Annotated in this window: 16 protein-coding genes and 1 pseudogene; 11 read left to right on the top strand and 6 right to left on the bottom strand. The window is 66.9% G+C overall.

Annotated features, from left to right (window positions below):
- Nucleotides 1-2: 2 nt before the first annotated feature.
- Together DYE07_RS08215 and DYE07_RS08210 are read right to left on the bottom strand one after the other, a co-directional pair.
- On the bottom strand, nucleotides 3-2,012 hold the full coding sequence (locus DYE07_RS08215) for a site-specific DNA-methyltransferase (protein ID WP_115296739.1): 2,010 nt from the start codon (nucleotides 2,010-2,012) through the stop codon (nucleotides 3-5).
- Nucleotides 2,009-4,909 carry an SNF2-related protein gene (locus DYE07_RS08210; RefSeq protein WP_115296738.1) on the bottom strand — a complete coding sequence of 967 codons (2,901 nt, stop codon included), beginning with the start codon at nucleotides 4,907-4,909 and terminating at the stop codon, nucleotides 2,009-2,011. Before DYE07_RS08210 ends, DYE07_RS08215 begins: the two co-directional genes overlap by 4 nt.
- A gap of 244 nt (nucleotides 4,910-5,153) precedes the next feature.
- On the opposite strand from DYE07_RS08210, the gene DYE07_RS08205 reads away from it, so the two are divergent.
- The 9 genes and pseudogenes from DYE07_RS08205 to DYE07_RS14735 all read left to right on the top strand — a co-directional run bounded on the left by DYE07_RS08205 (nucleotide 5,154) and on the right by DYE07_RS14735 (nucleotide 15,349).
- Nucleotides 5,154-6,944 carry a GmrSD restriction endonuclease domain-containing protein gene (locus DYE07_RS08205; RefSeq protein WP_115296737.1) on the top strand — a complete coding sequence of 597 codons (1,791 nt, stop codon included), beginning with the start codon at nucleotides 5,154-5,156 and terminating at the stop codon, nucleotides 6,942-6,944.
- A complete protein-coding gene (locus DYE07_RS08200) occupies nucleotides 6,944-8,521 on the top strand; it encodes a hypothetical protein (RefSeq protein ID WP_115296736.1) in 1,578 nt (525 codons plus the stop codon). Before DYE07_RS08205 ends, DYE07_RS08200 begins: the two co-directional genes overlap by 1 nt.
- A gap of 53 nt (nucleotides 8,522-8,574) precedes the next feature.
- Nucleotides 8,575-9,492: an HNH endonuclease gene (locus DYE07_RS08195; protein WP_115296735.1), complete on the top strand. Its 918-nt coding sequence runs from the start codon at nucleotides 8,575-8,577 to the stop codon at nucleotides 9,490-9,492.
- Between the two features lie 26 nt (nucleotides 9,493-9,518).
- The gene (locus DYE07_RS08190; RefSeq protein ID WP_202775038.1) at nucleotides 9,519-10,274 is read left to right on the top strand and encodes a TM2 domain-containing protein; all 756 of its coding nucleotides are present in this window, start codon (nucleotides 9,519-9,521) and stop codon (nucleotides 10,272-10,274) included.
- A 28-nt stretch (nucleotides 10,275-10,302) separates the two neighbouring features.
- Nucleotides 10,303-11,175 carry an alpha/beta fold hydrolase gene (locus DYE07_RS08185; RefSeq protein ID WP_115296734.1) on the top strand — a complete coding sequence of 291 codons (873 nt, stop codon included), beginning with the start codon at nucleotides 10,303-10,305 and terminating at the stop codon, nucleotides 11,173-11,175.
- 349 nt (nucleotides 11,176-11,524) lie between these two features.
- Nucleotides 11,525-12,831: pseudogene (locus tag DYE07_RS08180) on the top strand (ISL3 family transposase).
- Between the two features lie 220 nt (nucleotides 12,832-13,051).
- Nucleotides 13,052-13,990 (top strand): mediator complex subunit 15 domain-containing protein, encoded by a 939-nt coding sequence (locus DYE07_RS08175; protein ID WP_006943500.1) that lies wholly within the window; start codon nucleotides 13,052-13,054, stop codon nucleotides 13,988-13,990.
- 545 nt (nucleotides 13,991-14,535) lie between these two features.
- On the top strand, nucleotides 14,536-14,790 hold the full coding sequence (locus DYE07_RS14740; protein WP_006943521.1) for an NINE protein: 255 nt from the start codon (nucleotides 14,536-14,538) through the stop codon (nucleotides 14,788-14,790).
- 94 nt (nucleotides 14,791-14,884) lie between these two features.
- Nucleotides 14,885-15,349: a hypothetical protein gene (locus DYE07_RS14735; RefSeq protein ID WP_160126161.1), complete on the top strand. Its 465-nt coding sequence runs from the start codon at nucleotides 14,885-14,887 to the stop codon at nucleotides 15,347-15,349.
- Nucleotides 15,350-15,761: 412 nt separating this feature from the next.
- On the opposite strand, the gene DYE07_RS08155 is transcribed toward DYE07_RS14735, so the two are convergent.
- A complete protein-coding gene (locus tag DYE07_RS08155) occupies nucleotides 15,762-16,127 on the bottom strand; it encodes a hypothetical protein (protein ID WP_147286904.1) in 366 nt (121 codons plus the stop codon).
- A 10-nt stretch (nucleotides 16,128-16,137) separates the two neighbouring features.
- Between DYE07_RS08155 and DYE07_RS08150 the strand changes: the two genes are divergently transcribed.
- On the top strand, nucleotides 16,138-16,488 hold the full coding sequence (locus DYE07_RS08150; RefSeq protein ID WP_131940258.1) for a hypothetical protein: 351 nt from the start codon (nucleotides 16,138-16,140) through the stop codon (nucleotides 16,486-16,488).
- Nucleotides 16,489-16,612: 124 nt separating this feature from the next.
- Here DYE07_RS08150 and DYE07_RS08145 read toward each other — a convergent pair whose 3' ends face one another.
- Nucleotides 16,613-17,533, bottom strand: coding sequence for an NADP-dependent oxidoreductase (locus DYE07_RS08145; protein ID WP_115296731.1), 921 nt, complete (start codon nucleotides 17,531-17,533; stop codon nucleotides 16,613-16,615).
- Between the two features lie 192 nt (nucleotides 17,534-17,725).
- On the opposite strand from DYE07_RS08145, the gene DYE07_RS08140 reads away from it, so the two are divergent.
- Complete coding sequence (locus tag DYE07_RS08140; protein ID WP_237723845.1) at nucleotides 17,726-18,880, top strand: hypothetical protein; 1,155 nt, start codon at nucleotides 17,726-17,728, stop codon at nucleotides 18,878-18,880.
- Nucleotides 18,881-18,888: 8 nt separating this feature from the next.
- Here the strand turns inward: DYE07_RS08140 and DYE07_RS08135 are convergent, their stop codons facing one another.
- Both DYE07_RS08135 and DYE07_RS14730 read right to left on the bottom strand, forming a co-directional pair.
- Nucleotides 18,889-19,611, bottom strand: a complete 723-nt coding sequence (locus DYE07_RS08135; protein ID WP_115296730.1) for a GTP pyrophosphokinase — start codon at nucleotides 19,609-19,611, stop codon at nucleotides 18,889-18,891.
- 115 nt (nucleotides 19,612-19,726) lie between these two features.
- Nucleotides 19,727-19,888 (bottom strand): hypothetical protein, encoded by a 162-nt coding sequence (locus DYE07_RS14730; protein ID WP_156444974.1) that lies wholly within the window; start codon nucleotides 19,886-19,888, stop codon nucleotides 19,727-19,729.
- Between the last annotated feature and the right edge of the window lie 333 nt (nucleotides 19,889-20,221).

The raw sequence follows: 20,221 nt of genomic DNA, 5'->3' as shown, positions 1-20,221 counted from the left end.
ACTCAGGCCGTCCAGATCTCAATGCCCTTGCTCTTTGCGAGCTGGGCCAGGTTGGTCTTGAGTTCGTCGTCGCCCTGGAACGCGTCCTCAAGCACGATGATCCGCGTCGGAGACTCGTCAACGAACGCACGAAGCTGCTCGAGCGTCGGCTTGACGTGCTCATTCAGGTACGCCAGCACGGCGATGTCACCGTCACGATCCCGCACGAGACAGACGTCCAGGCCACCAACCTCGTCGGGCGAGACGGCCTCGGTTAGCGAGTAACCCTGCTTGAGCAGGATCTCAGTGAGTAGCTCATCGGCCGAAGCATCGTCAGTCGCACTGTCACGAAGACTGAGCAGGTGCTGCTGCAACGCGTCCTCCTCGACATCGCTCGAGAGCCGCCACTTCGAGAAGTTCGTGTCGGTGAGGGTGTACGCACGGAAACCGAGGTCCATGCCCTGCGCCACACCCGATGTCCCAAGTTCGGCCGCGACCCGGCGGAGTCGTTCGCGGGCGAGTTCAGCGAGATCGGAGAATCCTGCCTTCGCGGCCGCACTTCCCGGAACGACTGGCTCGGGGAGCTGCACCTGCACATGACGACGCTTTACGCCATCCTCAGCATTTAGCTGGATGACCGCATGCCCAGTCGTCGCTGAGCCCGAAAAGAAATCCAGGACTGTATCTCCATCACGCAACGGAACCGCTGAGATCAGAGTCCGGAGTAGCGCAGTTGGCTTCGGGTACGAGAAGTAGCTCTTACCTTCGAACATCCGCTCGACTTCGATGCCTCCGTCGCTCTTCATCGACAGGACCGAGCGAAGGAGGAAGCGGTCGACCTCATCGAGGTAGTTGATCGAGCTCGGCTGCATGTTCTCATCGGCGGAGAACCAGACCCGTCCGCAGATGTACCCGCCATTGTGTGTCGGCTGTACGCTCGTGTACTTGCCATCCACGATTCCGGCAGCTTCCTTGAAGGTGTCCTCCTTCCACCGCCAGCCACGGTCTGGAACCTTTACCGGGCGACCTGTAACCGGGTGAAACACGTCGTACCGGGGACCGAAAGTATCGGCGTTCGGCCAACTCATATTGATCTTTCCCCAGAGCCGATAATTCGCATCGAGGGCGTTGTAGAGCGTGATGCCGCGGTCGTACCCCTGCTTCTTGTAGAGGTGACGGATTTCCTTCTGCGCCTCCGCCAGGGGCGTCTTCTTGTCCTTGAGCCGCTTTAGAAGTTCATAGATCGCATCAAGACCATCCTTGCGGACGGTTAATTCCGGGGCATCCGCGAGCGAGCGCGCATAGACCAGCACGTATTCGTGAATGCTTCCTATGCCCTTATCATTCTTGGGGATCCGCTTGTTCCAAGCGATGGATTCGATGAAGTTGCCTTCGCCGAACACCTCGTTGCACAGCTTCCGCAGGTTGTCGTGCTCATGGTTGTCGATCGAAATGAATATGACGCCGTCGTCGGTGAGTAGGTTCCGCGCGAGCTTGAGGCGCGGGTACATCATGTTGAGCCAGTTGGAGTGGTAGCGGCCTTCGGTCTCGGCGTTGGTCGTGACCTTCTTGCCTTCCTCGTTGACCTGGCGCGTCCATTCGAGGTAGGTGTCGAGGCCCTCCTTGTAGTTGTCCGGGTAGACGAAGTCCTTGCCGGTGTTGTACGGAGGATCGATATAGATCAGCTTGATCTTCGCGTGGTAGTGCTTCTGCAGGATCTTGAGCACTTCGAGGTTGTCGCCCTCGATGAAGACGTTCTGCGTCGTGTCCCAGTCCTTCGAGTTGTCGAAGTCGGGTTTCAGCGTCGCCGTGGTCGGCTCCTGCGCCGCACGGAGGGCGCGCTTCTTGCCGGGCCAGAAGAGTCCGAACCGTTCGTTGCTGTCGGCTACGTCGCCGTCGAGCAATTCCTTGAGCTTCTCGACATCGACCTTGCCGTCGGCGATGGCCTCGGGGACCAGCTCGGCCAGCTGCGCCGCCAGTTCGGTCCTGAAGTTCGGCGTCGAGGCAGGCGTCTCGTAGATCTCGTCGGTCACGGGATAATCCTCCAACGGATTGTGAACAGATGTTGGATGTCTTGGGTTCCGCGCAGCGATTGCTCGATCAGCTCGAGATACTTGTCCGCCTCAGCCCGGAGCTTCTTGCGTGTCTCGCGGAAGTCCTCGTCGGCCTCCTCGGCACGCTGCTCCCACTTCCGGGCCTCCTTCTTGAGCCGCAGCTGCTCCATCGGGTCGTCGGCCTGCCGGGCGAGCTTACGGGCTTCCTTCTCCTTGGCGCGGTAGTCGCGGATGGCACCCTCGTGCTCGGACTTGCGGTCCTGCTGGTTGCGGTAGAGCAGTTCCTCCTGCTGGTCGTAGTAGCGGGAGTTGCGGCCCTGGACTTCTTTCTCCAGCTCCGCCCGTCGTGCATCAAGGTGCGGCGTGAAGTGTGCCGCATCGATCGCCACGGGCTGCTCTCCAACCGAGATGCAGGCCAGGTCGAGGATGTCCGCGACGTACTCCTCATCGAGCCACTGACCGTCATCGGTCAGGGCGCCGGTCAGCATGTAGGACTCGGAGACATCCTCGTCGCGCGCCCTCATACGGAAGGTCGCAACGCTGACGGTGAGTTCGCCGCTGGTGCCCTCCAGCGCACGAATCGCGCTGCTCACACGCTCCGACTGGCCGAGAGAGAACGTCAGCTCGCGTGCCGGGGTGTCGTGGGTCTTGGCGGTCTCAACGACGTGCTGGGCCAGCGGGCTCGCGTAACGGTACTGGTGGGCGTTCTCCAGCGGCTGGGACTTGAAGAAGTAGCGCCCGGTCGGCGCGTCCTTCACCGGGGTCCGGTTCAGCACGAAGGTGCGCCCGTCGCCCTCGAAGGTGGCGTGCTGGTCGAGTTCGTGCCGGGTTACCGCGAGCAGCAAGCGCTCGAACTTGTTGAGCACCTCGCCGGACTGCGTGTCGTAGGCCTTGAGGCGATCCTGGACGTGGGGGTCGAGGTTGTCGAAGACCTTCGCCTTGGCGCTGGCCATCTCGCGCGAGATCTCGCCCGCGTACTGCGCCTCCAGCTCCTTGAACGCGGAGTCCAGTTCGTCAGCGGTTCTGCAGCGGGTGAGGATGTCGCTGATCGTCTTCTCGAAGTCCAGCCCGTCCTCGATCGCGCCGAGCACCTCGTCGCTGGCGCCAAAGACGCTGGAGAACAGTTGGAACTTGTTGGTCAGCAACTCCAGGATGCGCTGCTCGGCGACGTTGCCTTTATTCGAGAAGTTCACGACGACGACGTTGTGCTTCTGCCCGAAGCGGTGCACACGGCCAATGCGCTGCTCGACCCGCTGCGGGTTCCAGGGCAGGTCGTAGTTGACGAGCATCGAGCAGAACTGCAGGTTGATGCCCTCTGCCGCAGCCTCGGTCGCGATCATGATCGTGCCCTCAGTGCGGAAGTAGTCCACGAGCGCCTTGCGACGATCCACGGCGGCGATGCCGGTGATCAGGTCGCCGTCTCTGTTCTTCTCCAGCCACGCCTGGTGGATCGCGGTCTGCTCCGGCCCGTTGTTCGAACCGTTGAATAGAACGAGTCCCTTGCCGCGACCGGCCTCCCGCAGCGAGCGCGCGATATACTCCTGCGTCTTGGTCGAGTCGGTGAAGATGATGGCCTTCTCAGGAGCACCCAGCTCACGCAGCCGCTCGAAGCCCAGATCGAGCGCCTCACCAAGCTTGACCGCCTTCTGGTTCTCGGTGATCGAACGAGCCAGAGCCGCGTACTCGCGCAGCTCCGCAACCTCGGCACGCATCGCCTCCAGCAACGACTCGTCTAGCGGCAACGACGACGCCCGGGCACCTGTGCCCGCGCCGTCGATCTCGTCGGCCTCCTCCAGTTCCTCGCTGGTGATCTCGTCGTCGACAGTGAAGTCTGCTGCCACGAGGCCACCACGGCCGTCGCGGCGCTGCCCAGCGGCAACCTCATCGGCCAGACGGTTGGCGATGTTCTCCAGCGTGCTCGCGACCGCGTAGGTCGACGAGCCGAGACGCTTGCGGATGATCAGGGCAGAGAGGTGGCGCTGACTCCCGGCGAAGGCAAACAGCTCGTCGCGCTGCAGGTAGTCATTTACCAAGTCGTAGAGCCGTGCCTCGTCGGGCGACGGGGTGAACTCAACCGTCAGCGGCAGGCGCTTGGTGAAGTGGATGTACTTGTCAGCCTCGCGGCGCAAGGTACGCTTCGAGACTGTCGCGACACGCTCCACCAGGTCGTCGTCACCGCCAAGGTCTCGGTTCTTGACGTACCGCTCCCGGAACGCATCAAGGGAATAGAAATAGTCCGGGTCGAAGATCGAGACCAGCCCGTACAGCTCCTCGAGCTTGTTCTGCAGCGGCGTCGCCGTCAGCAGCACCGTCTTGTGTGCGCCCTTGACGATGTGCGCCACCGCCTCGGCGGCCTTCGTCTTACCCGTCCAGTAGTTGCGCAGCCGGTGCGCCTCGTCCGCGACTACGAGATCCCAGGCCTTCAGCAGCAACGTCTCGTGCCGGAGCGCGAACTCATACGAGGAGATCAACACCTGCGCCGAGCGACCGCCCGCAGCGTCAAGCAGCGAGTCCTTCGACTTCGGGTCGAGGATGGCGGACGGGATCAGGAACTTCTCGTACAGCTCCTGCTGCCACTGCTGGCGCAGGCTCGACGGGGCGACGATCAGGATGCTGCGGCGGCGTTCGGCCCAATACTGCGAGATGACGATGCCCGCCTCGATCGTCTTGCCAAGACCCACCTCATCAGCGAGGATCACGCCCGGCAGGAACGGCGTCTGCAACGCGAACAAAGCAGCGTCGATCTGGTGCGGCTTCGGCTCCACCTGGGCATCGAACAGCAGGCCGGCGAGCTTGCCGACGTGATTGTTCGCGTAACTGCGCTGCAGCTCGTGCGCGTAGTACTTCGCTTGGTACGTCGTGAGCCGAGCCGTCATGCCGCGCCTTCCTCATGTGGAAACGGGTGGGCGCTCCTGAGGACTGTCGGTGGGAACGAAGACCAGCCAACCGATTCCCTCACCGTTCGAGATTGATGCGACCACACCGCACCGAGAGTACCGGCGAGGTCCCGTGTCTGGCCAGGGTTCTGCCTGGCATCAGGCGGCTCAGGGTGCCCGCCAATGGCGGCGAAAGTGTTGTCTCCATGCCCGGAAGGCGTGCGGGGTAGCTAGCCTCGGTGACATGGCAAAGTACTCCGTCGAGCAACGTGACGTCGCGACCTTGTTGAACCTGGTGAAGAGCGAGCAGATCGCGATCCCCGAGCTGCAGCGGCCGTTCGTGTGGGACAGCGTCAAGGTGCGCGATCTCATGGATTCCCTGTACAAGGGCTACCCCGTCGGCTACCTCATCACGTGGCAGTCGGTCGGAGCGAAGCTCAAGGGAGGGCAGGTGGCTGCTCATCAGCAGATCCTCATCGACGGGCAGCAGCGCATCACGGCTCTGCGTGCCGCCGTGGCAGGGCTCAAGGTCATCGACAAGCGGTACCGCCAGAAGCGCATCACGATCGCGTTCAACCCGGTCAAGGAGGAGTTCGCGACGGCGACCCCGGTGATCGCGAAGGATCCCGAGTGGGTCTCCGACATCTCCGAGTTCATGTGCCTCGACTCCACCTGGGAGTTCTTCAACGACTACTTCACGCGCAACCCCGACGTCGACAAGTCCACCGTGGGCAGAAACCTCGAACGGTTGAGCAAGATCAAGAACGCTCAGATCGGCATCATCTCGCTCAGCGACGACCTCGACGTCGAGACGGTGTCCGAGATCTTCATCCGCATCAACTCCAAGGGCGTGCCGCTGAGCAGTGCCGACTTCGCCATGAGCAAGATCGCCACGTACGGCGACCGTGGCCGCAACCTGCGCAAGCTCATCGACTACTTCGCACACCTGTCGGTCGCGCCGCACGCGTACGACGACATGAAGGAGAACGACGTCGAGTTCGGTGCCTCGGGCTACCTGGAGAAGATCGCCTGGCTCCGCAACGTCTCGGAGGATCTGTACGACCCCAACTACGGCGACATCATCCGCGTGGCCGGTCTCGTGGGCTTCAGCCGCGGGCGCGCGTCGTCGATCGTGGGGGAGCTGTCGGGTCGCGATCCCGAGACTCGGACGCTGGACCCGGACCGGATCCCGCAGGCCTACGACGTGCTCGAAGCAGCCCTGGCGAAGATCGTCAACCAGTACGAGTTCGAGAACTTCGTCATGACGATCAAGTCGGCAGGCTTCATCACGCCCAGCATGATCGGCTCCAAGAATGCGCTGAACTTCGCCTACGCCCTCTACCTACGTCTGCGCCAGGACACGTCGATGTCCGAGGGCGAGCGCAAGAGGATCGTCCGTCGATGGTTCGTCATGTCGATGCTGACGGGACGTCACTCCGGAAGCTTCGAGACGACGTGGGAACTCGACATGCGGCGCATCGCCTCCATGGGAGCGGCGGCCTACCTCAGGCAGCTCGAAGAGTCGACCCTCAGCGATGCTTACTGGAACGTCACGATGCCGTCAGCGCTCCAGACACCGTCGACGAGCGCCCCGGCGTTCCAGGCGTTCCTCGCATCGCAGATCCACGCCAACAAGCGCGGCTTTCTCTCGCGCAGCATCACCGTCACCGCGATGCACGAGAACTCCGGCGACATCCATCACATCGTCCCCAAGGCCTACCTGCAGACGCACGGTGTCACCGACCGCCGCGACTACAACCAGGTCGCCAACTTCGCGCTGACGGAGACGTCGGTGAACATCAGCATCGGCAAGCGGTCCCCGGCCGAATACATGGGCATGGTGGACGAGCAGATCGCCACCGGAGTGCTGAAGCTGGGGGAGATCACGGACGCCGACGATCTCGCGCGCAACCTCGCGGAGAACGCCGTCCCAGCGAACATCCGTGACGTCTCCGTCGACGACTACGAGAGCTTCCTGGCCGAGCGCCGCCAGCTCATGGCTCAGGCCGTTCGCCGCTACTACGAGGGGTTGTGATGACCGCAGAGTCCAGCGGCGCCGAGGCAGACGCTCGGGGCGCCATCATCGAGATCGAGCCCGGCGTCGCCGTCGTCGTGGGTGATGCGGTGCCCGAGGGGGTCGAGTTGCTCCCCATGGATCTGATCGACCCCGGCGCCCGGGGGCAGATCGCCTCAGCTGCTGCATCGGCCCTCGGCTGGGGCAATGTGGCGGCACAGACGGCGAACGGCATCGCCCAGGCACAGGGGCTGCTTCGTTTCGCCCCGCAGTCACTCGACCTCATCGCCAAGGGCGCCCAGCCCATGATGAGCGGCGGTCAGCTCACCGGCAATCTCGTCAAGGACGGCAAGATCGTCGGCCAAGCCCGGCTCATCGCAGCCGGCGGGGCGCAGGCGACGACCATCGCCGCCTCGGCCGGCGGCGCACTCGCGATGGTCGCGATGCAGGCGCAGATGGCCCAGATTCAGCGGACCGCGGAGGAGAACCTCAAACTCACCGAAGGCGTGTTCGACGCGATCAAGAGCGACCATTGGTCTCAGATCACGGGTGCCACGAAGGCGATCAACCAGGCGTACGACATGGCGACGCACGTCGGCGCGGTCACCGACTCCATCATGGGTGGCATTCGCCATCTGCGCCCCGACCTCGAGGCCTACGTCGACCGCTCCCAGCACACCGTCGCCGGTCACGAGCATGCGCTGTCTCAGGCGGATTCACACTCGGCCCGTCAGCAGATCCTCCAGCGCCCCGACGTGGTCCGCAACGCACAGGCCCTCGTCCTTGCGACGGAGACGCTGCGCATGTTCCGCCTCCTCGAAGCGGCGAACGCAGCCCTGCACGCCGGCGAGGACGAGCGCGAGGCCCGACGCCGCGATCGCCTCGTCGAGCAGGCTGAGACCGAAGGTGCCCGGCAGAGGGAGAGGGCGACGACGTTGCTCGCCGACCTGCGACGGGAGCTCAACCTCGCCACGACGCTGAGCGCCCCCAAGCGCACGCTCTCCTTCCGCGAGCGCTCGGCTGGCCGCGCCAACGCTGCCTCGAGCGCGCACCTCGCCGCCATCGTCAACGACCTCGGACGACGGCTCGGTCTCCCCGGCGTCGAGGCCTTCCCTGCTCCGAGCAGAGTCGCAATCGAGGGTGACATCCCCGAGACCGTTCTGCGAGGGCTGCCCTGGGTCACTGAGCCCGCCGAACGCCTCATCGCCTTCGCCGAGGTCAATGATGCGGGCGGTCTCTCGATCGCCGACATCGGTCGTCGTCGATGGGTGGCCGTCACCGATCAGCGGACGTATGTCCTGTCGCCGAAGAACTTCGAGAGTTCCGCGGAGGCCGAGCACACGATCGACAACGACAAGATCCGCTTCGTCCGCGTCACGGATCACGAGGACAAACCGCTGGCCGTCACCATCGTGACGACCGACGCCGACCTCCACCTCGAGTTCGGCTCGTGGGCGCGAGAGGGTGAGGCGCGTGAGACCGCGAAATCGTTCGCGGAGCTGCTCGCGAGCCTCATGCGTCTGCCCGTCGAAGAAGTGCCCGTCGTCGAGGTCCCAGAGCTGGACGAGCGCCCGGATGCACCGCGGATCGAGAGATGAGTGCCCTCTCCGCGGTGCGTGAGCTGGCGTCGAGCGTATGGGCGGTGATCTGAGTGCCTGACGTATGGCCAGAGGCCACCCAGGATGCATTGCGGGCCGCAGCGATCCGCTGGCTGGCCGTTCGCACCAATGACGGCCTCGACGCGCTGACGTCGGAGGAGATCGCCGAGTTCACCTTCGAAGGCCAGGGTTTCAGACTCATGGATCCCCAACGGGGGATCCGAAAGCCGCGACAGTTCACGGCGGCGCTGTCGATCCGAACGACCTATCGTCCTGCCGGCGCTGACCGCCCGTACGACGACGACCTCGGCCCTGACGGTCTCGTGCGGTACAAGTGGCGTGGTGACGACCCCGATCACCCCGAGAACCGGGCTCTGCGAGAAGCGATGCTTCGCCGGGTGCCCCTGATCTGGTTCTGGGGAGTGGGTCCGGCGCTGTACAAGCCCGTCTACCCGGTGTATCTCATCGGTGAGGAGGTGGCACAGCAACAGTTCGTCGTCGCGACGGATGGGTTGCAGCACCTCCAGGCGACGGAATCCCCGATGGAAGAAGTCCTGCGTCGATACCTGCGCCAAGAAACCTATCGCCGCCTGCATCAGCCGGTGTTCCGCAGCATGGTGATGCGAGCCTACGAATCACGATGTGCCGTCTGCCAGCTCCGGCACAGCCCCTTGCTCGACGCCGCGCACATCGTCGAAGACCGCCACGAGCGTGGCATCGCCTCCGTCCGCAACGGGCTCGCGCTCTGCAAGATCCATCACGCCGCCTATGACGTCGGCATCCTCGGCCTGACACCTGAGTTACGCGTCGAGGTACGCGCCGACATCCTCGGCGAGGTGGACGGCCCGTTGCTCGAGCACGGCATCAAGAAGCTGCACGGCAGGCCGCTCATGGTCGTGCCTCGCCGCCGCGCCGACCGGCCCGACCCCGACCTGCTACAGATCCACTACGAGCGCTTTCGCGCCTCGTGACCGCCCGCACGTGCCAGAGTTGAGACATGAGTAACGACCCGGGTTACGGCGGCACCCATCGTCACGACGACACGCAGGCCATGCCCCACGCATCAGGGCCTTTTGGGGCGCGCCCTGACGGCTACGCAGCTGCGCGAGACAGGCACCACGGCGGCACCCCGGCCGGCGACGATGGTTACCGGGCCGACGCGCCCTACATCGACTCGGCCGGCGCGACTCACGGCGGATGGGCCGCGGGCGCCGACCAGCCGTACCCGTATTCGCCGTACCCGTCGAGCGCGCCCTCCGGTCAGGGTTCGCCCGGGTACGGCCAGGGTCCGTCGTGGCAGGACGGCTACGGTCAAGGCCCGAGCGGCGCGCCGGGATACGGCCAGCAGGGCAACGGTGCATGGCAGGGGCCGACCGCCCAGCGGTTCCCAGGCCAACAGCCCCAGGCCTACGGGTCGTGGCAGGGCCCCGTGCAGCCCAGCGTCGCACCCGGCCAGATGCCCTACGCGTCGGGCCTGATCGACCCGATGACGGGCGAACCGCTCTCCGACAAGTCCAAGATCGCCGCCGGCCTGCTGCAGCTCTTCTTCGGCTACTTCGGCGTCGGCCGCTTCTACATCGGCGACACGCGAACCGGGGGCGTCCAACTCGCCCTCGGCCTCATCGGCCTGTTCGGCACGCTCATCCTCGTCGGCTTCCCGATCCTCGTCGGCGTCAGCATCTGGGCGTTCATCGACGCCATCCTCATGCTGACGGGCTCCGTGCGCGACCCCTACGGCCGCAAGCTGAACTGAGCCACCACCCGACGAGTAGCGTCGAACCATGAGCGCTTCGACCCAGCCCACCGCCCCCTGGGGCCATGCCCGCACCGTCACCGTCGACGACCTGACGTTCGACGTCGCCACCGCCGGCCCCGACGACGGCATGCCGGTGATGCTGCTGCACGGCTTCCCCGAGTCGAACGCCCAATGGCGTTTCGTCGCAGCGCAACTCGCCGACGCCGGCCACCGCATCATCGCCCCGAACCTGCGCGGATACTCGTCCGCAGCGCGCCCCCAGGGTGCCGGGAACTACGCGATCGACGAACTTGTCGGCGATATCATCGGCCTGCTCGACGCCCTCGACATCGAGCGCGCGCACCTCGTCGGGCACGACTGGGGCGGCACGATCGGGTGGTTCGCCGCCATCCGCCACCCCGAACGTTTCGCGACCTACACCGCCGTCAGCACCGCCCACCCCAAGGCCATGCTCGACGCCATCGCCACCGACGAATCCCAGCGCGACGCCATGCAGTACATCAAGACGTTCCGCGAACCCGACGCCGCCGAACACCTCATGGCCGACGACTGGCGCCGCCTGCGCGAAGGCTGCCACGACCTGCCCCGCGCGACGTTCGACGAACACGCCCGCCTCCTCGCCGAACCCGGCGCACTCGACGCCGCCCTCAACTACTACCGCGCCTACGGCCCCCGCGACGCCGCCGACCTCGGCCCCTGCACCATCCCGACGACGTACGTCTGGGGCGCCGACGACTTCGCCTTCGGCCACACCGCCGCCCACCTCACCCACGCCTACGTCGACGCCCCCTACCGCCTCGTCGAACTCGAGAACACCGGCCACTGGATCAGCGACCTCCACCCCGAACCCCTCGCCGCCGCCATCCTCGAACGCATCGACGAGGCCCACGAACGCTGAGCTGGCGCCGTCATCGCCGCCACTCGAAGGGCCCGGCGGAGGCGCGCGCTCGCCCGACGGGTCTGTGTGCTCGCTCGACGTGCGTCGAGCGGACACCCGCGACGTATCCCGTCGAAACTGACGGCAGACGGTCCCGTCGTCCACCGCCCTGACGGCGACCGATACGCCCACGACACGGCGTTACCCGCCAGTTGGAACCGATGAGCTCCCAGGTTCCTCTAATGTGTGGATCAAACGGGCTCTTCACGAACGAGGGTGTAATCGGTTGAGCGCGTCGGTGGCCGGGTAGGGGTCGAGGTCTCCCGGATGATGGAAGTTCTTCACGCTCGCCATCCCGAAAGACCTCGACGTGCTCCACCCTACTTTCGCGACCCCTGACCTGACCACGTTCTGCCGCCTCGACGAGCTCGGCCTCGTCGCCGTCGGCCAGCTGATCGAGCCGGATCGGGCCACGATCGAATGCCGCGTCGTCGGGGACGACCCGTGGTGTCGGAAGTGCGGTGTCGAGGGCGTGCCGCGGGACACGGTCACGCGTCGACTGGCGCACGAGCCGTTCGGGCACCGGCCGACGACCCTGCTGGTGCGGGTGCGCCGGTACCGGTGCGGACACTGCCGGCGCACGTGGCGGCAGGACATGACGCGGGCAGCGGCGCCGCGTGCGAAGATCTCCCGCGGCGGCCTGGAGTGGGCGCTGCGGGCATCGTCATCGACCACCTCACCGTCACCCGCGTCGCCGCAGGTCTCGGGGTGTCCTGGAGTGCCGCGAACACCGCCGTCCTCGCGGAAGGCAAGCGGCGCCTGATCGACGACCCCGCCCGGTTCGACGGGGTCACCACGATCGGTGTCGACGAGCACGTCTGGCGACACACGAGGCTGGGCGACAAGTACGTCACCGTGATCATCGATCTCACGCCCGCGAGGAACAAGACCGGGCCGGCGAGGCTGCTGGGCATGGTCGAGGGCCGCTCCAAGGCGGTGTTCAAGCAGTGGCTCGCCGCCCGCCCTGCGGACTGGGCGAAGCGGATCGAGGTGGTCGCGATGGACGGCTTCGCCGGGTTCAAGACCGCTGCCGCCGAGGAACTCCCCGACGCCGTCCCCGTCATGGACCCGTTCCACGTGGTCCGCCTCGCCGGCGACGCGCTGGATGTCTGCCGGCGTCGGGTCCAGCAAGACACCACCGGTCACCGCGGGCTCAAGGGCGACCCGCTCTACAAAGCCCGCCGCACCCTGCATACCGGGGCGAGCCTGCTCACCGACCGGCAGCGGGCACGCCTGGACGCAGTGTTCGCGAGCGAGGAGCACGTCGAGGTCGAGGCGACCTGGGGCATCTACCAGCGCATCGTCGCGGCCTACCGGGAGCCCGACAAGAAGAAAGCGAAGGCGATGATGCAGGAGGTGATCGCTGCGATCAGCAGCGGCGTTCCCGCGGTGCTCGTCGAGGTCCGCAAGCTCGGCCGGACCATGAAGCAGCGGGCGGGCGACATCCTCGCGTTCTTCGACCGCCCCGGCACCAGCAACGGCCCGACCGAGGCCATCAACGGGCGACTCGAACACCTCCGCGGCTCCGCCCTCGGCTTCCGCAACCTCACCCACTACATCGCTCGGTCGCTGCTCGAAGCCGGAGGGTTCAGACCCGCGCTACACCCTCATTCGTGAAGAGCCATCAAACGTCCGTGGCACGGGAGGAAAACCGCGATGTCCAACTCGAACGACGACCTGAACGAGCAGCCGACGCAGATGGCGTCGGCCGGTTCGCACGAGCAGGCCGGCGAGGGCCAGTCGACCTGGCAGAGCCAGGGTCCAGGGTCAGCAGGGTCAGCACCAGGCAGGCGGGCTCGGCGGGCAGTTCGCTGCCAACGAGGGCGAGACCCGCGCGATGCCGCACAACGCCTCGAACGCGCAGGGCTCGAACGGGTACGGCCAGGCCGCCGGCGGCCCCGGCCAGTACCCGCCGGTTCCCGGCTCCGATCCGCAGGGCGGCACCTACCAGACGTCGGGCGGGCAGCAGGGCTCGAACCCCTCGGGCCAGTACGGCTCGGGTTACGGCTCGGCGCCGCAGAACTCCACGCCCAACGGCCAGGGCGGCCAGTGGAACTCGGCTCCGCAGGGCGCGCCCTACGGCCAGAACGGCCAGGGTCAGCCCGCCCAGCAGAACGGCGGCTACAACTCCTCGCCGCAGGGCTACGCTTCCGGCGCGCAGGCTGGATACGCCAACACCAACCAGCAGGGCGCCGCCTACAACCCCGGCCAGCAGTACAACCAGGGCCAGACGGTGACGCAGAACCAGTACGCGCCCCAGAACGGCGCGACGGCCGACAAGCCCCGCCCCGGCATCGGCAAGACGCTCGGCTGGGGCCTCGTTGCCGCCTCGCTCCTCGCCATCATCGGTGTCTTCGGCACCTGGATGTGGCTGAAGATCGACGCCGGCACGCTCGGCAACTTCAACGCCTCGACGAACGGCATCGGCATGGAGTCGAGCAACATCCCCAACTCCGACTCCGCAGGTGATGACAACAAGGTGACGGACGGCTGGTTCGTCCTCATCCCCGCCATCATCGCCCTGGCTCTCGGCGTGCTGCGGGCGCTCGGCAAGATCCGCAAGCCCGTCATGTGGGCCGGCGCAGCGTTGGGCGGTATCGCCACGGCCGTCGCCGTCTACGACTACTTCGACGTCCGTGACAAGCTGGACGAGGCGAAGCAGGGCGCGAACGGCCTCGCCGGGTTCAGCGCCGGCAGCGGCTGGGGGCTGACGCTGTGCATCATCGCGGGCCTGCTCATGCTCATCACGAGCGTCATCAGCGCCCTGCGCGACTGACGAACACGCGCACCGCAGAGAGGCGCCTCACCCGAACAGGGTGGGGCGCCTCGGGCGTTGTCGGCGAAGATGACGGGCGCTGTGCAACTGTTCCAGCCGCAGCGTCGCCTGTGGACGGTGTCGGCTGTGGATGACGAACGCGCGGCCGGTCGTGGCGTCGCAAGACTGACGTCATGTTTCCCGCACCCGAACCGCAGCCCACGTCGTTGCCGTACCCGCTCCCACCGGCTCACCCGCGCGTAGGCAGCTACGGCCCGCCCATCGACGCACCCCACATGCCCCCGACTCAGAGCTTCGCGCCTGACGCTCGGGGCCACCACGACAGCGGGTGGAACCACGATCAGCCAATGCCCGGCGCCTGGTCTTCGGGCGCATGGTCGTCGGACGCATGGGCCTCAGGGCCGTGGACGCCCGGAACCGTCCCCCCGCAAGCCTGGTCGGCTGGGCCGTGGGCTCCTGGGGAGTGGACCGCGGCGGGGTGGCATCAGGGAAGTTGGCAACCCGGCCCATGGCAACCCCGCGCATGGCCGACGCAGCCCGCATCCGTGCCGCAGCATTCACCGCGCAAGAAGACGACAGCGGGGCTCCTGCAGATCGTCGGTGGCTGGGCGGGCCTTGGCCGGTTCTACGCCGGTGACTCACGCCGCGGCGGCATCCACCTCGCGGTGTTCAGCAGTGGCATCTTCGTGCCCGGCTGCACGATGCTCAGCGTGTTCATGGTCGCCTACGGCGTCATCGACGGCATCCAGATCCTCATCCTCAACGCCCGCGACGACACCGGCCGGTTGTTGAGCGAATGAGGAGGTTGCTGACGACAGCTCAGCGTGCTTCCAGATTTGAGATCAGGGTGCTGACCCGCTCGCGGCGGCCGTCTTCGGAGCCTCGGGGCCTCCGGTGCCGAGCGTATTGGTCGGCTCGGGAGCAGGCGGCGTCGTCGCCGGGGGCTGCGTGGGCGTAGGCGTCGTCGGGGCCTGCGTCGTCGGCGGCGGTGCGGACGTCGTGGTGGGTTTCATCGTCGTGGTGGTCGACGGCGCCGTGGTCGTCGACTTCGTCGTCGGCTTCGTCGACGTCGGCTTCGGTTTGGACGAGGTCGTCTTCGGCTTCGTCGTCGTGCGAGGCGCGCGCGTCGTCGTCGTGCGGGGCGCGCGCGTCGTCGGCGCGGTGCGAGTGGGCGCCGTGGTCGGTGCCACCGTCGTGGCCTCCGCGGTCGGCCGGTTCGACGAGGTCGTCGACGTGCTCGAGGAGGACGACGAACTCGAGCTCGATGAACTCGACGAAACAGACGATGAATTCGACGGCGTGGCCGATGCGCTCGACGCCACCGAGGCCGGGAGCTCGGAGTCGCTGTTGCTGCCGTAGTTCTTCGCGAACATGGTGGCACCGACCAACGCGCCGGCACCGATGATCGACGCCGTCACCACCCCGATGAACGCGCGACGACGAGACCGGTTGGCTTCTTCCTCAGCCAGCAGGTCATCGTGCTCGTCGTCATGCCAGAACGGCTCGTCCTCCACCATCGTCACGAGTCTACGAAGGTGCGACGCCGACGACAAACACGCAGCCGCGAACCTCGTCGGAGGGTGAGTCTGCGGTCCTCGACGTCCGGGACCCGCGCGCGTGCAGGGCACGCGGCCGTGGCGACATCAACGGTGTGTTCGAGCTCTCCGCACCCCTGCGGGGCGAGGATCTCGACACCGAGTCCGACATTCCACCGGGGCGAGCAGTCAGCTCGGTCGTCCAAGCCGCGCGGTCTTCCATGCGGCGCCGGCACTCAGTTCGACGCGAGGTCGCAGATGTTGTACCACCCCTGCAGGTTCGTCTCGTTCTTCTCGAACGACGTGAAGTTCCACGCCACCTTCGTGTACGCGGGCCGCCCGCGGCACGTGCCGAGCTTGGCCGTGATGTACGCCTTCTGCCGCGGCAGGTCGACCATCGAATCGGAGTTCTCGCCGTTCTCGGCGATGCCCGTGGCACGTGCCACCTGGTCGCCCCAGCTGCTCCACACGACGTCCGTCACGTACATCGTGTGGTGCGACGTGATGGCGAACGTCGACGGCTTGACCTTGCCGATGCCATCGGCGATGACCGGGCTGCCCGGCGTGAGAACTTGCTCGCGCCCGAACGTCACACCACTCACGGTGCTCGGCGTGGGATCACCCGGCGCAGGCGGGCGCTCGGAGGTCGCGCTGTACGTCGGCGAACTGCGCGTCGCCGACGGGGATGTCGGCTGCGGCGCCACCGTCGACGACGCAGGCGTCGTGGGGGCGGCGGTGCTCGACGTCGGGGCCGGCGTGGAAGTCGGCGCGCTCGAGGACGCCGCCGTCGACGTGGTGGGTTGCGACGAGGTCGATGACGGCGTGGTCGACGCCGAGGTGGACGCTGTCGCCGTGGACGACGCCGGGTTAGACCCGTCGTCCCACGAACACGCCGTCAGGGCTGCGAGGCCGGCGATGAACGTGATGCTGACGATCCCCCGAGTTCTCATGCTTCAACGCTAGGCCGCTACCAGGCGGTAGGGGGTGCGAAGTGGCCGGGAATTCGGGGTGCGACATCAGCAGGTTCACCATCGAGCCGACGAGCCCGCCACACGGTCGGCGGAACTCGTCGGCTGGACGAGATGCGTCAGGGGGTGACGACGATCTTGCCGCGCGTGTGGCCCTCGCGGCTCTGGGCGAAGGCATCGGCGAGCCGCTCGAGCGGGTAGGTCGCGGCGATGTCGACGCGCAGCGCGCCGTCGTCGACGAGTTGCGCGAGCTTCGCGAGATCCTCGGCGCTCGGGCGCACCCACGCATAGAGCCCGCCATTGAGCGCGACGCTCGGGTCGGCGACCGACACGTGCCGCCCGGCCGGGGTGAGCAGCTGCATCGTCTGCTCCTCGACGTCACCGACGTAGTCGGCGCTCACCGTCACGCCGTCGGGTGCGATGGCGCGCACACGCTCGACCAGGCCGTCACCGTATTCGACGACGTCGTCCGCCCCGAGGCCGCGCACGTACTCGTGGTTGCGCTCGGACGCGGTGCCGATGACACGCGCCCCGATGTGCTTCGCGATCTGCACCGCGTACGACCCGACGCCGCCGGCCGCACCGTGCACGAGCAGCGTGTCGTTGGCATTGAGGTTGAGACGCGTCAGCGTCTGGTACGCCGTCAGCCCGGCGAGGGGCAGCGAGGCGGCCTCCTCGAACGTCATCGACGCGGGCTTGCGGGCCGCGGTACGCACCGGCACGGAGACGAGTTCGGCGAACGTGCCACCGGCCACGACGTCCTTGCGGGCGTACGCCATGATCTCGTCGCCGACGTGGAACTCGGGCGTGTCGAGCCCGACGGCCTCGACGACGCCCGCGACGTCCCAGCCCGGAACGGCGGGGAAGACCGTCATCATGAGCGGGTCGAGCCCGCCCGACATGACCTTCCAGTCGACGGGGTTGACGCTCGCCGCCTTGACGCGCACGAGCACCTCACCGGGGCCGACGCGCGGGGTGTCGAGGTCGCGCAGTTCGAGAACACTGTCATCGCCGTAGCGGGAGTACGTCATTGCCTTCATGCTCGGTTCAATGACATGCGCGGCGCACGTATTCCGTCATGCGGTCGGCAGAATCGTCGATCGCCACGTCGAGCGCGTACCCGATCGTCGTGGCGTGATGTGGCGCGCGCCGAGGCGGCAGGGCGGCACGTCGCACCCCGGCGTCCCGGCGGCAAGGATGAGCGCGGCGCGCTGATGGCGCATCATGGGTACGTGCATGATGACGACGCGACACACGAGTTGCCCCTCCGATCGGCGGGAGAACGCCCGGCCGGGATGGCCTCCGGGGGAGACGTTTCCGGACCGGACACCGCGCCGTCGGACCCGTCGGATCGCCCTGTCCTCGACGTCGGGCTCGTCGTCTCACCCGCAGCGCTGACGAGCGCGACGCTCGCGTCCGACGTGACGGAGGCGCTCGCGGCGAAGTACCCGCAGGTCGAGTGGAACCTCGTCGTCGTCGAAGATCGTCTCGCCGAACCGCCCGTCACGCCCCTCGACCTCATCGAGACGGCACGTGATCGGATGCTCGACGAGAACTGGGATCTCGTGCTCGTCCTCACCGATCTGCCGCTCAAGGACGGGCGCCGCGTCGTGCAGACGCAGCTGTCGCCCGTCCATGGCGTCGGGCTCGTCGTCGTGCCGGACCTCGGTGTCGTGCAGGTGGCGACGAAGGTGCGCGCCGCGTGCGTGCGTCTCGTCGAGGAGCTGCTCGACTTCGACGAGGACGACACGAGCGGCGACATCGACCGCCGTGCCCGCCAGCGGGCCGAGGACGTCGAGGGGCGCGACGACGAGAACCCGGTGCAGTTCGCGGCGCGCGTGCTCGGCGGCAACGTTGGCGTGCTGCTCGGGCTCGTGCGAGCCAACCGTCCGCTGACGCTCGCGCTGCGCCTCAGCCAACTCATCGCGGTGACGGCGGCAGCCGGCGCGCTCACGCTCATCACGCCCGACATCTGGGTGCTCGCCACGAACTACGGGCCGTGGAGGCTCGGCCTGCTGTCGGTGGTCGCCGTTGTGGCCGTAGCGGTTTCGCTGATCGTCGGGGCGAAGTTGTGGGAACGCCCGCGCCGCAAGGCTGAGCGCGAACAAGTGATGCTCTTCAACGTCGCCACAGCCCTGACGATGACGATCGGCGTCAGCGTCTTCTACCTCGCCGTGTTCCTGCTGGCGCTCGCCGCCGCTTTCCTGCTGCTCGACGGGCGTTCGTTCCAGCAGTTGTCGGATCAGTCGTGGTCGATCGGCAAGATCGTCGAGAGCGCCTGGATGACGGCGTCACTCGCGACGCTGGGCGGCGCTGTCGGAGCAGGCCTCGAGGAGGACGACATCACCCGCGCCGCGGCCTACACGCGCGAGTCGGACGAGGGTTGAGCCTCGCCTCAGTGACGCTCCGACGAACTGTCGAAGTAGCTGATGAGCTGCAGCATCTCGGGCAGCACGTGATCGTCATCGGCGGAGTTCGCCGTGCGCAGCGCACTGAACTCGTGGTGCAGCCTCTCCATGTCGGCGTCGAGACGGCTGGCCGTGTGCGCCGCCGTCGTCAGCTCCGAGAGCAGGTGCGCGGGCACGTCGCCGTCGTACTGGTAGTAGATCTTGTGCTCGAGGCTCGCCCAGAAATCCATGGCGATGGTGCGCAACTGCACCTCGACGGGCACGGGCTGCGGGCCCGTCGACAAGAAGGCCGGCACCTCGACGATGAGATGCAGGCTGCGATACCCGTTCGGCTTCGGGTGCGCGACGTAGTCCTTCTGCTCGAGCAGCGTGACGTCGTCCTGCGCGAGCAACAGGTCGCGGACACGGTAGACGTCATGCGTGAACGAACAGATGACGCGGATGCCGGCGATGTCCGTGACGCGCGCCCGGACGTCGTCGAGGTGGCGGCAGTCGCGTTTGCGGGCCTTGCGCAGCAGCGACTCCATCGACTTCAGGCGCGTGCTGACGCTCTCGATCGGGCTGTAGCTGCCGGTGTGCGTGAACTCGCGTTGCAGCACGCGCAGCTTCGTCCCGATCTCGTCGATGGCCGAGCGGTACGCGACCATGAACTGCTCGACGGCCGCGATCCGCTCACGCGCCTCCTGAGCCGACAGGATGGGACGAGGCATGGTGCGAATCGGTCATCGGTGAGCTCCAGCACATGGTCGGGACGCCCCCAGCGTAGGCCTGCACCCCTGCGCGTGCGCTGAGCAGCCGCTCAACCCTTTGTCAGACCGCGTTCGATCATGCTGCGGGTTCGACGAACGTCATCGCGAACGCGGCTGGGCGGCTCGTATCCGCACACAGCGTCGCGTAGGGGGTGACGGGGGTTTCGGCGACGTCGGCGGGTGACGCGTCGGGCGTCGTCGTCAGCGTGGCGAGGGTGAACGGGTTGGTGATGGTCATGCGGGATCCTTCGAGTCAAGTGGCCGGTCGGCGGCGCGATGGTTCGCGGCTTCGCGTCGTGGCGAGGTGGGGATCCGGGCCGGGCGTCACGGACGCGGGGCGGGGATCATCGAGCGGGGCCGGAGAGATCTCGTCGGCTGCGTGCTCGTGTTCCACTCAACCACACGACGCGCGATTTCATGCCATCGGGGTGCGGCGTGGCGCTGTGCGCAACCGAGCGGTACGGACGGCGCGGGCTCCCGCCGCGCGTGGATTTCGGGGTTTTTTCTTCGGCTCGACGTCTTGTGAGCCGCCGTCGACGGGCGGAGGCTGACGTCGAGGCACCGAGGAGGC

The sequence above is a fragment of the Dermacoccus nishinomiyaensis genome (assembly GCF_900447535.1).
In the GTDB taxonomy this organism is placed as follows: domain Bacteria; phylum Actinomycetota; class Actinomycetes; order Actinomycetales; family Dermatophilaceae; genus Dermacoccus; species Dermacoccus nishinomiyaensis.
Note: the sequence above shows the minus strand (reverse complement) of the source record. Positions and strands in the feature narration are given on the sequence as shown.